This window comes from Streptomyces sp. NPDC088706, assembly GCF_044752765.1.
GTDB lineage: Bacteria > Actinomycetota > Actinomycetes > Streptomycetales > Streptomycetaceae > Streptomyces.
The window spans coordinates 1,253,661-1,269,915 of record NZ_JBIVLW010000001.1 but is presented as its reverse complement, the minus strand read 5'-3'; the positions used below and the strand labels follow the sequence as shown (position 1 = coordinate 1,269,915).

The window sequence follows — 16,255 nt, the reverse complement described above, 5'->3', positions numbered from 1 at the left end:
CCGATGGAGTGTCCGGCGAGGTAGTCGGGGGTGATTCCCCAGGTTTGGAGGAGGCGGTAGAGGGCGACTTCGATGGCGAAGAGTGCGGGTTGGGTGTATTGGGTGTCGTTGAGTTTGTTGCCGGTGGTGATGGTGTGGCGGAGGGGTTGTTCGAGGTGGGGGTCGAAGTGGGCGCAGATGGTGGTGAGGTGGTGGTCGAATGCGGGGTAGGTGGCGGCGAGTTCGTTGCCCATGTTGATGCGTTGGGCGCCTTGGCCGGTGAAGAGGAAGGCGAGTTTTCCGGTGGTGGGGGTTGAGGTGGTGGAGGGGGTTCCGGTGGGTTCTGTGGGTTTGGTGAGTTCGGTGGGTTCTGTGGGTTTGGTGAGTTCGGTGAGTTTGGTGAGTTTGGTGAGGAGTTCTTCGCGGGTGGTGCCGGTGATGGTGGTGCGGTGGTCCAGGGCGGTGCGGGTGGTGGCGAGGGAGTAGGCGGTGTCGAGGGGGGTGTGGTCCGGGTGTGCTTCGAGGTGTGTCAGGAGCCGGCGGGCCTGTTCGGTGAGGGCTTGTGGTGTCTTGCCGGAGAGCAGCCAGGGGACGGCGCCGGCCGGCCGGACGGTGCCGGTGTCCGGTGCGGTGGTTCCGGTGTCTGCCGCGGTGGTCCCGGTCTCGGCCTCCGCCCCGGCCGGCGGCTCCTCCACGATCACGTGCGCGTTCGTGCCACCGAAGCCGAAGGACGACACCCCCGCCCGGCGCGGACGGCCCGTCTCCGGCCAGGCGGTCCGCTCGGTGAGCAGCCGCACGGCCCCGGACTCCCAGTCGACCATCGGCGTCGGGTCGTCGGCGTACAGGGACTTGGGCAGGACCCCGTGCCGCATCGCCTGCACCATCTTGATGACGCCGCCGACTCCGGCGGCGGCCTGGGCGTGCCCGATGTTGGACTTCAGCGAGCCGAGCAGCAGGGGTTGTCCGTCCGGGCGGTCCTGCCCGTACGTGGCCAGCAGCGCCTGCGCCTCGATCGGGTCGCCCAGCTTCGTACCGGTGCCGTGGGCCTCGACGGCGTCGATGTCCGCGGGGGTGAGCCGGGCGTCGGCCAGCGCCTGCCGGATGACGCGTTCCTGGGAGGGGCCGTTGGGGGCGGTCAGCCCGTTGCTGGCGCCGTCCTGGTTGACGGCGCTGCCGCGCAGCACGGCCAGCACCTGGTGGCCGTTCTTCCGCGCGTCCGAGAGCCGTTCCACGAGGAGCAGTCCGACGCCCTCCGACCAGCCGGTGCCGTCGGCGTCGGCGGCGAAGGAGCGGCAGCGGCCGTCCGCCGCCAGCCCGCGCAGCCGGGAGAACTCCACGAAGGCGACCGGCGTCGACATCACCGTGGCGCCGCCCGCCAGCGCGAGGTCGCATTCGCCGTTGCGCAGGGCGTTGGCGGCCAGGTGCAGGGCGACCAGGGACGAGGAGCAGGCCGTGTCCACGGTGACCGCCGGGCCTTCGAAGCCGTACGTGTACGACAGCCGGCCCGAGGCGATGCTGCCCGCGCTGCCGCTGAACAGATACCCCTCGAAGCCCTCGGCCGGCAGGTGCGGCCGGGAACCGTAGTCGTTGTACATCACGCCCGTGAACACCCCGGTGCGCGAGCCGCGCAGGCCGGCCGGGTCGAGCCCGGCGCTCTCCAGCGTCTCCCACACCGTCTGGAGCAGCAGCCGCTGCTGCGGGTCTGCGGCCAGGGCCTCACGCGGTGACATGCCGAAGAACTCGGCGTCGAACGCGTCGGCGTCGTGCAGGAAGCCGCCCTCGCGGCCGTACGAGGTCCCGGCCCGGTCCGGATCGGGGTCGTACAGGCCCTCCGTGTCCCAGCCCCGGTTGACCGGGAACTCGCTGATGGCGTCGGTGCCCTCGGCCACCAGGCGCCACAGCTCCTCGGGTGAGGTCACCCCGCCCGGGTAACGGCACGCCATGCCCACGATCGCGATCGGCTCGTGCTGCCGGTCCTCGGCCTCGCGCAGCTGCCTGCGCGCGTCACGTGCGTCCGCGATCGCCTTCTTGAGGTAGTCGCGGAGTTTGTCCTCGCCCGCCATGGTTCTCTCAACTCCTGTATCTCATCGGTTGGTTGCCTCTGGTGTGCGCCCGGATGGAGCGGCGGGTCATTCGAGTTCGTCGAGCAGGGCGAAGAGTTCCTCATCGGTGGCGGTGTCGAGGTCGTCCTCGGTCTCCGCCCCGGCGGGGGCCGACCGGCCCACCGCTTCGGCGGCGTCCAGCAGTTCCCGCAGCCGCGCGACGATCCGGCCGTGGGCGTCGGCGTCCTCCGCCGCCGCCTCGACAGCGGGCCGCAGCCGGGCCAGTTCGGCCAGCAGCGGTTCGTCCGCCGTCATCTCGTCGACCGCCAGCCGCTCCCGCAGATACGTCGCGAGCGCCCCTGGGGTCGGCTGGTCGAAGGCGAGCGTGGTGGGCAGCCGCAGTCCGGTCTCCGCGGCCAGCTGGTTGCGCAGCTCGACGGCGGTCAGCGAGTCGAAGCCCAGCTCCTGGAGGGCGCGCCCGGGGGCGATCTCCGTCGGGTCCGGGTGGCCGAGCACCGCGGCGACCCGGCCGCGCACCAGGTCGGTGAGCATGGCCTCCCGTTCGGCCGGCCGCGCCGCGGCCAGCCGTTCGGCCAGACCGGGGCCGGAGCCGTTGCCCGCCGACGCGCTCGCCGCGCGCTTGGGGGCCGTACGGACCAGGCCGCGCAGCAGGGCCGGCGGCAGCTCGCCGGAGGCCCGCAGGGCGGCGGTGTCCAGCCGGGTGACCGCGAGGAGCGCCTCGCCGGTGCCGGGGGCCGCGTCGAACAGCGCCATGGCGTCGTCGGTCGTCAGCGGGCGCAGCCCGGAGCGGGCCAGCCGGCGCAGGTCGGCGTCGGAGAGGTGGCCGCTGAGCGCGCTGGCCTCCGCCCACAGGCCCCAGGCCAGCGAGGTGCCGGCCAGGCCGAGCGCGCGGCGGTGGGCGGCCAGGGCGTCCAGGAAGGTGTTGCCCGCCGCGTAGTTCGCCTGCCCCGCCGTGCCGAGCAGCCCGGCGACGGAGGAGTACAGCACGAACGCCGACAGGTCCAGGTCGCGGGTGAGCTCGTGCAGGTGCCAGGCGGCGTCGGTCTTCGGCCGCAGGACGGCGTCCAGCCGCTCGGGGGTGAGCGAGGCGACCGTGGTGTCGTCCAGGACGCCCGCGGTGTGGACGACCCCGGTCAGCGGGTGCTCCGCCGGTACGGTGCCCAGCAGCGCGGCGACCTGGTCGCGGTCGGCCACGTCGCACGCGGCGACCGTCACCTCGGCGCCCAGCCCGGCCAGCTCGGCACGCAGCTCGGCCGACCCGGGGGCCGCCGCACCGCGCCTGCTCACCAGCAGCAGATGGCGTACGCCGTGCTGCCGCACCAGGTGCCGGGCCAGGACCGTGCCGAGCGCGCCGGTGGCGCCGGTCACCAGGACCGTGCCGTCGCCCCAGCCGGGGGCGGCGGAGCCGTCCTGCGGCGGGCCGGTGCGGGCCAGACTCGGTACGAGCAGCTCCCCGGCGCGCGCGGCCAGTTGGGGCTCGCCGCTGTCCAGCGCCCGGGCCAGGAGGCGTGCCTCGTCCGCCCGGTCGTCCCGGTCCTGCCCGCCGCTGTGATGGTCCCCGTCCAGGTCGACGAGGACGATCCGGTCCGGGCTCTCCGTCTGCGCGGACCGCAGCAGGCCCCAGACCGGCGCGTGCACCAGGTCCGTGCCCTGCCCGGCGGCCGTGGCGACGGCGCCCCGGGTCACCACGGCGAGCCGCGCCCCGGCGAACCGGTCGTCGCCCAGCCACTCCTGGACCGCGGCCAGGACTTGGTGCAGCGCGGCGCGGGCCGCCTCCGGCACCGCCGCCCCCTCGGCGGGAGCGCCCGCCGCGTGCAGCGGCAGCACCACGACGGGCGGCAGCGCGGCACCCGCGTCGAGCGCACCGCCGAGGTCGCCCAGCGAGGGGTACGACGGGCCCCCGGCGTCCCGCAGGGTGTCCGCCGCGCCGATGACGGCCCAGGCCGAGGCGTCGCCGGTCCCGGCCGCCGGTGCGAGCGGGGACCAGTCGACCCGGAGCAGGCCGTCCGCACTCCCGCCGCCCGCCGCCCGTACCGCCTCCACCGACAGCGGCCGCAGCGTGAGCGCGTCGACGGAGGCCACCGGCGCACCGGTGCCGTCCGCCACCGTGAGGGCGTACACCGGTGAGTCGGCATCGCCCTCCGGGGCCGGCGTCAGCCGTACCCGCAGGCTCGCCGGGCCGGTCGCGTGGACCGTGACCCCCGACCAGGAGAACGGCAGCCAGGGGCGTCCGTCCTCGGCCGCGACCCCCGGCAGCAGCGGGTGCAGCGCCGCGTCCAGCAGGGCCGGGTGCAGGGTGAACCGGGTCGCCCCGCCCCGCAGTTCCTCGCCCAGCGCGACCTCGGCGTACAGCTCACCCGCCGGTCCGGTCCACAGCCGGCGCAGGTTCTGGAACGCCGTGCCGTACGCGTACTCCACCGCCGCGAGCCGGTCGTACACCCCGGTCAGGTCCCGCTCGACGGCACCGGGCGGTGGCCACCGCGTCAGGTCGCGGCCGTCCCCGCCCCCTTCCCCGCGCGCGTCACCGGCGGTGAGCCGGCCGTGCGCGTGCAGGGTCCACGGCTCGTCGTCCGCGCCGCCGTCGGGCCGCGAGTGCACCCGGACCGCACGGCCGCCGTCGGCCTCCGGGGCCGACACCGACACCTGGAGCTGTACGCCGCCGGGTCCGGCCAGCACCAGCGGTGCGGCGAGGGTCAGCTCCTCCACCCCCGGGGCGCCGGTCTGCTCCGCCGCCCGCAGCGCCAGTTCGAGCAGCCCGGTCGCGGGCACCAGCACGGTGCCCGCGACGGCGTGCGCGGACAGCCACGGGTGGCTGTGGAGCGAGAGGCGGCCGGTCAGGACGTGCTCGTCCCGGTCGGCCAGGGCGACCGAGGCACCCAGCAGCGGATGGCCGGCGGCGGCCAGGCCGAACCCGGCCGCGTCGCCCACGGTGGCCGGGGCGTCCAGCCAGTACCGCCGGTGCTGGAAGGCGTAACCCGGCAGATCGACCCGCCGGGCGCCCGGGAACACCGTCTCCCAGCGCACCGGCGCACCGCGCAGGGCCAGTTGGGCGAGGGCCGAGGTGAACACCGCTTCCTCGGGGCGGCCCCGGCGCAGCGCCGGGACGAGTGCCCCGGTCCGCTCCTCGTCGAGGCACTCGCGTACCAGCGCGCTCAGCACGCCGTCCGGACCCAGCTCCAGCCACTCCGTGACACCCCGCTCCGCGAGATGCCGTACGCCGTCCATGAACCGGACCGCCTCCCGGATGTGCCGCGCCCAGTACTCCGGCGACGCGAGGTCCTCGGCGGTGCCCAGCACCCCGGTGACGTTGGAGACGACGGGGATGCGCGGCGCGTGGAAGGTCAGCCCCCCGGCGACCTGGCGGAACTCCTCGAGGATCTCCTCCATGTGCGGGGAGTGGAACGCGTGGCTGACCGGGAGCCGCTTGACCCGGCTGCCCCGGGACCGCCAGAGCGCCATCACCTCGTCGACCACCGGTGCGTCACCCGAGACCACGGTGGAGCGCGGGCCGTTGACCCCGGCGACGGCCACCGTGTCGCCGTACGGGGTGAGCGTGGCCCGCACCTCGTCCTCGGCGGCCTCGACGGCGGCCATCGCACCGCCCTCCCGGGCGGCCTGCATGAGCCGGCCGCGCTCGGCGACCAGAACACAGGCGTCCGGCAGGTCCAGGACCCCCGCCAGGTGGGCGGCGGTCACCTCGCCGATGGAGTGGCCGAGCAGGAAGTCGGGGGTCAGGCCGTGGTGTTCGGCCAGCCGGAACAGCGCGGTCTCCACCGCGAACAGCGCCGCCTGCGTGAACGCCGTCTGGTCGATCAGCGCCGAGTCCGCCGACCCCTCGGGGGCGAACAGCACCTGCTTGAGCGGGCGTACCAGCTCCCGGTCCAGATGCTCGCAGACCGCGTCGAGGGCGGCCGCGAAGACCGGGGACGCCGCGTACAACTCACGGCCCATGCCGAGCCGCTGCGCGCCCTGCCCGGTGAGGAGGAACGCCGTCCGGCCCCGGTGAACCCGGGAGCCCGGGCCGCGTACCACGGCGGGCGACGGCTCGCCCCGGCTCAACGCGCCGAGTGCGTCCAGCAGTTCGCCGCGGCCGGAGCCGACGACGGCGGCCGTGTGGCTGTGCACGGCGCGGGTGGTGGCCAGCGAGAGGCCGACATCCGCGACGCTCAGGCCGGGCCGCTCGGCCAGGTGGTCGCGCAGCCGCCCCGCCTGGGCGCGCAGGGCGTCCTCGCCACGCGCCGAGACCAGCCACGGCACCGCGCCCGGCTCCGGCGACCCGGCGGGTCCGGGCTCGGCGGGCACGGGCTCGGGAGCCTCGGGGCCCTGCTCGATGATGACGTGGGCGTTGGTGCCGCTGATACCGAAGGACGACACCCCCGCCCGGCGCGGGCAGCCCGTCTCGGGCCAGGTGGTCCGCTCGGTGAGCAGCTCCACGGCTCCGGACTCCCAGTCGACCATCGGGGTCGGCTCGTCCAGGTGCAGGGTCCGGGGCAGCGTGCCGTGCCGCATGGCCTGCACCATCTTGATGACGCCGCCGACTCCGGCGGCGGCCTGGGCGTGGCCGATGTTGGACTTCAGCGAGCCGAGCAGCAGGGGTTGTCCGGCCGGGCGGTCCTGGCCGTACGTGGCCAGCAGCGCCTGCGCCTCGATCGGGTCGCCCAGCTTCGTACCGGTGCCGTGCGCCTCCACCGCGTCCACATCCGCCGGTGCCAGGCCCGCGGCGGCCAGGGCCTGCCGGATGACGCGTTCCTGGGAGGGGCCGTTGGGGGCGGTCAGCCCGTTGCTGGCGCCGTCCTGGTTCACGGCGCTGCCGCGCAGCACGGCCAGCACCTGGTGGCCGTTCCTCTTCGCGTCGGACAGCCGTTCCACGAGGAGCAGTCCGACGCCCTCGGACCAGCCGGTGCCGTCGGCGTCGGCGGCGAAGGAGCGGCAGCGGCCGTCCGCCGCCAGCCCGCGCTGACGCGAGAACTCCACGAAGACGCTCGGACCCGCCATCACGGTGACCCCGCCCGCCAGGGCCAGGTCGCATTCGCCGTTGCGCAGGGCGTTGGCGGCCAGGTGCAGGGCGACCAGGGACGAGGAGCAGGCCGTGTCCACGGTGACCGCCGGGCCTTCGAAGCCGTACGTGTACGACAGCCGGCCCGACACCACGCTGGAGAGGTTGCCCGCGAGCAGGAAGCCCTCGTACTCCTCGGGGGAGCTCGTCAGCCGGGAGACGTAGTCGTCGTACATCGCGCCGGTGAACACCCCGGTGCGCGAGCCGCGCAGGCCGGCCGGGTCGAGCCCGGCGCTCTCCATCGTCTCCCACGCCGTCTCCAGCAGCAGCCGGTGCTGCGGGTCGGTCGCGGTGGCCTCGCGCGGCGAGATGCCGAAGAACTCCCGGTCGAACTGGTCGGCCTCGTGCAGGAATCCGCCGTGGCGGACGTACGAGGTCCCGGTGTGCTCCGGGTCCGGGTCGTACAGCCGCTCCAGGTCCCAGCCCCGGTTGACCGGGAACTCGCTGATCGCGTCGGTCTCGTCGGCGACCAGCCGCCACAGGTCCTCGGGCGAGGCGACCCCGCCGGGGTAGCGGCAGGCCATGCCGACGATGGCGATCGGCTCGTCCAGGGCGGCGGCGCGCCCCGCCGGGGTGGGAGCGGCCCCCGAGGGCGCGGGGTCCGCGGGCACGACGAGGGTGAGGAGGTGCTCCGCCAGCGCCTGCGGCGACGGGTGGTCGAAGACGACGGTGGCGGGCAGCCGGATGCCGGTCGCGGTGTTCAGCCGGTTGCGCAGCTCGACCCCGGCCAGCGAGTCGAACCCCGTCTCGTTGAAGGCGCGGCGCGGGTCGAGCGCCGTCGCGTCGGCGTGGCCGAGGACGCCGGCCACCGTCTCCCGCACCAGGGCCAGGACCGCGTCCGCGCGCTCGTCGGCGGGGAGCGCGGCGGTGTGCCCCGTCCACCCGCCGTCCCCGGAGGCCTGCGCGGCGGCCCGGCGCGGGGCGGTCTTGACGAGGCCGCGCAGCAGAGCGGTGGGCGGCTCGGTGCGGGCGCGCAGCGCTGCCAGGTCGAACGCCACGGGCACCCGCAGCGGCTGCCCGTCCAGCAGCGCGCGGTCGAACAGCGCGAGTCCCTGCTCCGGGGTGAGCGGCCGGATACCGGCCCGGCGCCACCGGGCGAGGTCGGCCTCGCCGAGGGCGGAGCCCATGCCGTGGGTGGCGTCCCACAGGCCCCAGGCCAGTGAGGTGGCGGCCAGACCGCGTGCGCGGCGGTGGGCGGCCAGGGCGTCCAGGAAGGTGTTGGCCGCCGCGTAGTTGGCCTGCCCGGCGGTGCCGGTGAGGCCGGAGACGGACGAGAACAGGACGAACGCGGCGAGGTCCAGGTCGCGGGTGAGCTCGTGCAGGTGCCAGGCCGCGTCGGCCTTGGGCCGCAGGACGCCGGCCAGGCGCTCGGGGGTCAGTGCCTCCACGGTGGCGTCGTCGAGCAGGCCCGCCGTGTGGACGATCCCGGTCAGCGGGTGCTCCGCCGGTACGGAGCCCAGCAGTGCGGCGACCTGGTCGCGGTCGGCCACATCGCAGGCGGCGACCGTGACCGTGGCGCCCAGACCTTCGAGAGCGGTGCGCAGGGCGGGCACACCGGCGGCGCGCTCACCGCTGCGGCTGGCCAGCAGCAGGTGGCGTACGCCGTGGTCGGTGACGAGGTGGCGGGCGAAGAGCGCGCCGAGCCCGCCGGTACCGCCGGTGATCAGGACCGTCCCGTCCGGGTCGAGCGCGGGGGCCCCAGCCGGCCCGGCCGCGGGGTCGCCGGCCGGCCCGCCCACGGGGGAGAGCGCGGCGCGCACCAGTCGGGGCGCCATCAGCGTGCCGTCCCGCAGGGCGAGCTGCGGTTCGTCGGTGGCCAGGGCGGCGGGCAGGGCGGACAGGTCATCGGGGCCGCCCACGTCGGCCAGGACCAGCCGGCCGGGGTGCTCGGCCTGTACGGCGCGGACCAGGCCCCACACCGGAGTGTCGGCCAGCCCGGTGATCTCCTCGCCGTCCCGGACCGCCACCGCGCCCCGGGTGACCACGGCCAGCCGCACATCGGCGTACCGCTCGTCGGCCAGGAACCGCTGCACCACGTCCAGGACGTACGCGGCGGTACGGTGCGCCGTGCGCACCGGGTCGTCGTCCGCCTCGTCGTCCGCCCCGTCGTCAACCCCGTGGGCCACCCCGTCGTCCGCCTCGCCGTGCGCCGAGACGGGCAGGACGAGGGCGTCGACGCCCTCCGGCGCCTCCGGGCCGGGAAGCGCACCCTCCCGCACCTCCAGCACGGAGGCGGCTCCGGCCGGGGCGGAGGCGGGCAGGGCCGTCCACTCCACCGCGTACAGATGCTCACCACCGCCCCGGGCGGCGCCCGTGAGGCCGGACCTCGGCACCGACCGCAGCACCAGCGACTCCACCGAGGCCACGGCCGCACCGGTGGTGTCGGCGAGGGTCAGCGCGAAGGTGTCGGGTCCCGTCGGGGAGACCCGCACCCGCAGCTCCGTCGCCCCCGTCGCGTACAGCTGGACGCCCGTCCAGGCGAACGGCAGCCGCACCGCTCCGTCGCCCGCGGCATCGGCCGCGTGCAGGACCAGGGGATGCAGCACGGCGTCGAAGAGCGCCGGGTGCAGGCCGAACCGGTCGGCGTGCGCGTGCTGTTCGGCGGGCAGCCGGACCTCGGCGAACAGGTCCTCGCCGGACCGCCACAGCTTCGTCAGGCCCCGGAAGGCGGGACCGTAGGCGTAACCGAGGTCCGCGAGCCGCTCGTAGGCGGCGTCCAGCGGCTCGGCCACCGCACCGGCCGGCGGCCACTGCCGCAGCTCGTCGGCGAGGGCGCCGCCGGGGCCGCCGAGGACACCGGAGACATGGCGCACCCACGGCTCGTCGTCGGCGGCCGCGTGGCCGGGTCTGGCGTGCACGCCGAACGGGCGGCTGCCGTCGGCCGCCGGCGGGCCGACCGCCACCTGCACGCGGACCGCCGCGTCGGCGGGCAGCGGCAGCGGCGCCTCCAGCGTGAGATCGCCGATCCGGTCGCTGCCGACGCGCCCGCCGGCGGCCAGGGCCAGCTCGACGAAGGCGGTCGCGGGCACCAGCACCCCGCCGCCGACGGCGTGGTCCGCCAGCCACGGGTGGGTGGCGGTGGACAGGGCGCCGCTGAGCACCAGGTCCTCGCGGCCCGCCAGGTCCACGGCGGTGGACAGCATCGGGTGCTCGGCCGGTGCCAGACCGAACGACCGTGCGTCGCCCGGGGCCTGGGGTGCCAGCCAGTAGTGCTCGCGCTGGAAGGGGTACGTCGGCAGGTCGACGGAGTGTCCGCCGGGGAAGAACGAGGCCCCGTCCAGGGGCGCCCCGTGGACCCGGGCGGTGGCCAGCCCCAGGGCCAGCGTCGCCGTCTCGGGGTGACCGGCGCGCAGCAGGGCCACGGCGGACGCCGCGTCGCCGGTGACGCCGGAGCGGGTGAGCGGTGCGAGGACCGCGTCGGGGCCGAGCTCGACGTAGACGGTGGCGCCGTGCGCCTCCAGCTCCCGGACCGCGTCGAGGAAGCGCACGGTCCCGCGGATCTGGCCCGTCCAGTAGTCGGGGGAGGTCAGTTCGGCGGTGGTGGCGATGCGGCCGGTGACCGTCGAGACGATGGGGACGGTGGGCTCGTGGAAGGTGAGCCCGGTGGCGACGGACCGGAACTCGGCCAGTACGTCGTCCATGTGCGGCGAGTGGAAGGCGTGGCTGACCTGGAGGCGCCGGGTGCGCCGGCCGCGCGTCCGCAGGTGCTCCGCGACCGCCTCGGCGGCGTCCCGGTCGCCGGAGACGACCACCGAGGCCGGTCCGTTGACGGCCGCCACCGAGAGCCGGCCGTCGAACTTGGCCATCAGCTCGGTGAGTTCGGACTCCTCGGCCTCCAGGGCGATCATCGCGCCGCCCGTGCGCGCCGACTCCATGAGCCGGCCCCGGGTGGCCACCAGGCGCGCCGCGTCCGCCAGCGACAGGACCCCCGCGCAGTGGGCGGCGGCCAGCTCACCGATGGAGTGCCCGGCGAGCAGGTCGGGGGTCAGCCCGTGGTGTTCGGCGAGTCGGAACAGGGCGACCTCGAACGCGAACAGGGCGGGCTGGGTGTACGCGGTGCGGTGCAGCGGCGAGACATCCGCTCCGGCGTCCGCGCTCTCGTCCTCGTCCGCGAACATCACCTGGAGCAGGGGGCGTTCGAGGTGCGCGTCCAGTGCGGCGCAGACCTCGTCGAGGGCCCGGGCGAACACCGGGTGCGCCGCGTACAGCTCGCGCCCCATCCCGGCCCGCTGGGCGCCCTGCCCGGTGAACAGGAAGGCGGTCCGGCCCGCGTGGGCCGCGCTGCCGGTGACCACCGCGTCGGCCTCCCGGCCCCCGGCGAGCGCGCTGAGCCCGGCCAGCAGCTCGTCCCGGGTGGCGGCGACGACGGCCGCCCGGTGGGGGAGCGCGGTGCGGTCGGCGGCCAGGGAGAAGCCGATGTCGGCCGGATCGGTGACGTCGTTGCCGGCGAACTCCAGGATTCGGGCGGCCTGTTCGCGCAGCGCCGCCCCGTCGTGGGCGGAGAGCAGCCACGGCGCGGGCGCGCCCTGCGCCGCCCCGGCCGGCGCGGACGTACCGGAGGCGTCCCGCCCGGCCCCCCGCGGGCCGGCCGCCGGCACCGGCGCATCCTCCTCGGCGGCCTGCTCCAGCACCACGTGGGCGTTGGTGCCGCTGATGCCGAAGGACGACACGGCGGCGCGGCGCGGCCGGCCGGTCCGCGGCCACGCGACGGGCTCGGTGAGGAGCTCCACGGCCCCCGACTCCCAGTCCGCCATCGGGGTCGGCTCGTCCACGTGCAGCGTCCGGGGCAGCACCCCGTGCCGCATGGCCTGCACCATCTTGATGACGCCGCCGACGCCGGCGGCGGCCTGGGCGTGCCCGATGTTGGACTTCAGCGAGCCGAGCAGCACCGGGGCGCGCTCCCCACGGCCTTGCCCGTACGTCGCGAGCAGTGCCTCGGCCTCGATGGGGTCGCCCAGCTTCGTGCCGGTGCCGTGCGCCTCCACCGCGTCCACGTCCGCCGTCGCCAGGCCCGCGTCGGCCAGCGCCTGCCGGATGACCTGCTGCTGGGCGGGGCCGTTGGGGGCGGTGAGCCCGTTGCTGGCGCCGTCCTGGTTGACGGCGGTGCCCCGGACGACAGCCAGGACACGGTGGCCGTTGCGGCGGGCGTCGGAGAGCCGCTCGACGACGAGCAGCCCCACGCCCTCGGCCCACGAGGTGCCGTCGGCCGAGGCCGCGAACGACTTCGACCGGCCGTCGGCGGCCAGCCCGCGCTGGCGGGAGAACTCCACGAACATGCCGGGCGATGACATGACCGTCGCACCGCCCGCGATGGCGAAGGACGACTCACCGGAGCGCAGCGAGCGCACCGCCAGGTGCAGCGCGGTGAGCGACGACGAGCACGCCGTGTCCACGGTCACCGCCGGTCCCACCAGCCCCAGCTGGTAGGCGATCCGGCCGGACATGACGCTCGGGGTGGTGCCGGTCAGCAGGTGGCCCTCGACGCTGTCCGGGGCGTCCTGCATGCGGGGCCCGTAGTCGAGGGTGGTGGCGCCGACGAAGACGCCCGTACGGCTGCCGCGCAGCGCGTCCGCGTCCAGTCCGGCCCGCTCGACCGCCTCCCACGCGGTCTCCAGGAGCAGCCGCTGCTGGGGGTCCATCGCCAGTGCCTCGCGCGGCGAGATGCCGAAGAAGGCGTTGTCGAAGAGGGCCGTGTCGGCGAGGAACCCGCCCTCACGCACGCTGCTGTGGCCGCTGCGGCCCGGGTCGGCGTCGTACAGGCCGCCGTCCCAGCCCCGGTCGGTGGGGAACCCGGAGACGGCGTCGGTGCCGTCGGCGACCAGGCGCCACAGGTCCTCGGGCGAGGCGACCCCGCCGGGGTAGCGGCAGGCCATGCCGATGATGGCGATCGGCTCGTCCGCCGCGCCGGGGTCCGGCGCGTCGGCCTGGGGCGCGGCGTCCGTGCCGGTGAGGGCGGCCTCGATGTGCGCGGTGAGGGCGGCGGGCGTCGGGTGGTCGAAGAGCAGCCCGGTGGGCAGCCGCAGGCCGGTGGCCTCGGACAGCTTGCCGCGCAGCTCGACCGACATCAGCGAGTCGAAGCCCAGCTCCTTGAACGGGGTGTGCCGTGGCACCGGCCGCCCCGGCGCGTACTCCAGGACGGCCGCTGCCAGCGAGCCGACCAGCGTGCCCACATCGGCGCCCCCCGCCCCGCCCGCCGGCTCGCCGGAGCGCGGCGGGAGGGCCGGTTCCGCCTCCCGGCCGGGTCCGGCGGTGCGGGCCGTGCCCGAGATCCAGTACCGCTCGCGCTGGAAGGCGTACGTCGGCAGCTGCACGCGGCGGCCGCCGGTGCCCTCCTGCACGGCGGCCCAGTCCACGTCCGCACCGCGCACGAACACCGTGGCGAGCGCGGCGAGCAGGGTGCGCGGCTCCGGGCGGCCCCGGCGCAGTGCGGGCACCGCGGCCACGGCGCCCGCGTCCCGCAGGCACTCCTGCGCCATCGCCGAGCAGACGCCGTCCGGGCCGAGCTCGAACAGGGTGGTCGTGCCCGCGTCCTCCAGGGCCCGGACCGTGTCCAGGAACCGCACCGGGCGGCGTATCTGCTCCACCCAGTAATCCGGCTCCGCCCAGGCGCCGGTGACCATCTCGCCGGTCACCGACGACACCGCGTCGATGCGCGGCGCGCGCAGGGTGAGCCCTTCGACGACCGCGCGGAACGCGTCGAGCGCCGGCTCCATCAGCGGCGAGTGGAAGGCGTGCGAGACGGGGAGCCGCTTGGTCCTGCGGCCCCGCTCCCGCAGCCGGTCGGCGACGGCGAGCACCGCCTCCTCGGCTCCGGAGACCACCACCGAGCGCGGCCCGTTGACGGCGCCGATGCCCACGCGCCCGGTGAGTCCGGGCAGCGAGGCGATCACCTCACCCACCTCGGCCAGCACCTCGGCCTCGGTGGCCTCCACCGCCACCATCGCGCCGCCCGCGGGCAGTTCCTGCATCAGCCGGCCACGCGCCGCCACCAGCCGGGCCGCGTCCCCCAGGTCGAGGACGCCGGCCACGTGCGCGGCGGCGATCTCCCCGATGGAGTGCCCGGCGACCAGCTCGGGCACCACGCCCCACGACTCCACCAGCCGGTACAGCGCCACCTCGACGGCGAACAGCGCGGGCTGGGTGAAGCCGGTCTCGTCAAGGCCCTCGCCGGAGGCGATCACCGCACGCAGCGGCCGGTCCAGCAGCGGGTCCAGCTCGGCGACGACCGCGTCGAACGCGGCGGCGAACGCCGGGTGGGCCGCGTACAGCTCCAGGCCCATGCCGGTCCGCTGGGCGCCCTGTCCGGTGAAGACGAACGCGAGCCGCCCCGGGGCCGGAGCCCCGGTCACCACGTCCGCCGCAGCGGCCCCGCCGGCCAGCGCGGCCAGCGCGTCGACCGGGCCCGCGCCCTCCCCGGGGCCGGTCAGGACGACCGCCCGGTGCTCGAACACGGTACGGGTGGTGGCCAGCGACCGGCCGACGTCGGCCGTCTTCGGCGCCCCCTCCCGGGCGAGCAGGGAGTGCAGCGCACCGGCCTGGGCCCGCAGCGCCTGACCGGACCGGCCGGAGACCACCAGCGGTACGGGACCGGCGGCGCGGTCCGCCGGGGCGCCGGCCGGTTCGTCCACCCGGCGGGCGGGGGCTTCGGCCAGCACGACGTGCGCGTTGGTGCCGCCCATCCCGAAGGAGGACACGCCCGCGGTGAGCTCCCGCTCCGGCGCCGGCCACCCGGTCAGCTCGCGCTGGACGTCGAGCCCCAGCTCCGCCAGCGGGACGCGGGGGCTGGGCGAGGCGAAGTTGAGGCTCGCGGGCAGCTGCCGGCGGCTCAGCGCCAGCAGCGCCTTGAGCAGCCCGACGATGCCCGCCGCGCCCTCCAGGTGGCCCACGTTGGTCTTGGCCGAGCCGACCCGCAGCAAAGCCCCGGCCGGGCGCCCGGCGCCCAGGACCGCACCCAGCGCGGCCGCCTCGACGGGGTCGCCCACCGGGGTGCCGGTGCCGTGCAGCTCGACGTACTGCACGGCCGCCGGGTCGACGCCCGCCTTCGCGTACGCCTCGCGCAGCACCCGCTCCTGGGAGCTCTGGCCGGGGACGGTCAGCCCGGCGGTCGCCCCGTCGTTGTTGACCGCGCTGCCCCGCACGACGCCGTAGATCCGGTCACCGTCCGCCACCGCCTTCGCCAGCGGCTTGAGCACCACGACCGCGCCGCCCTCACCCCGTACGAAGCCGTTGGCGCGGGCGTCGAAGGCGTACGTCGTACCGTCCGGTGACAGCCCGCCGAAGCGCTCCTCGGTGACGGCGCCCTCGGCCAGGATGTTGAGGTTGACGCCCGCCGCGATCGCCGTGTCGCACTCGCCGGAGCGCAGCGACTCGCAGGCCAGGTGCACCGCCACCAGGGACGAGGACTGGGCGGAGTCGACCGTCAGGCTCGGCCCGTGCAGCCCGAGGTGGTACGAGACCCGGTTGGCGATGACGCCCCGGTTGATCCCGGCCATGCTGTGCTGGGTGATGGCCCGGTCACCGTACTGGTAGAGCAGTGCCGCGTAGTCGTCGCGCAGGGTGCCCACGAACACGGCGGTACGGCTGCCGCGCAGCTCGGCCGGCCGCACGGCCGCGTCCTCCAGGGCCTCCCAGGCCAGCTCCAGCACCAGCCGCTGCTGCGGATCCATGGCGACGGCCTCACGCGGCGAGATGCCGAAGAAGGCGGCGTCGAACGTGTCGACGGAGTCGAGGAACCCGCCGCGTCGCATGCCCGGCTCGGTACCGGCGGGCGGCTCGGCCCCCGACGCGGCCTCCCAGCGCCCCTCGGGCACCGGGGTGATGGCGTCCGAGCCGCTGCTCAGCAGGGACCAGAAGGCGTCCGGACCGTCGGCCCCGGGAAGCCGGCAGGAGACTCCGACGACCGCGATCGGCCCCTCGTGCCCGCCGCGCTCCGTGGCCCTGGGGAAATGACTCTGATTCGTCATCGCGCTCGACTGCCCTTTCCAGCTGATGAAGACCTGACCGGCCGACCGCCAAAAGCATTTCGTGAAACTGCCAGAGGATCGTAGGCAGGAAGCGCTCTCCGGCATCTCAGCGCCCGCCCACCGCACGGTAATTCCGCTCTCCTGGTGGCGGAGAGCGGCGCATTACCCGTCCATGGACGCCAAGTTGAATGGCC

The 16,255-nt window shown here is 75.8% G+C and carries 1 protein-coding gene and 1 pseudogene; both read right to left on the bottom strand.

Features of this window, described 5'->3' with window-relative positions; genetic code table 11:
- Nucleotides 1-2,042: pseudogene (locus ACIQAK_RS05635) on the bottom strand (type I polyketide synthase); the annotation flags it as partial.
- A gap of 66 nt (nucleotides 2,043-2,108) precedes the next feature.
- Nucleotides 2,109-16,061, bottom strand: coding sequence for an SDR family NAD(P)-dependent oxidoreductase (locus tag ACIQAK_RS05630; protein WP_366390934.1), 13,953 nt, complete (start codon nucleotides 16,059-16,061; stop codon nucleotides 2,109-2,111).
- Between the last annotated feature and the right edge of the window lie 194 nt (nucleotides 16,062-16,255).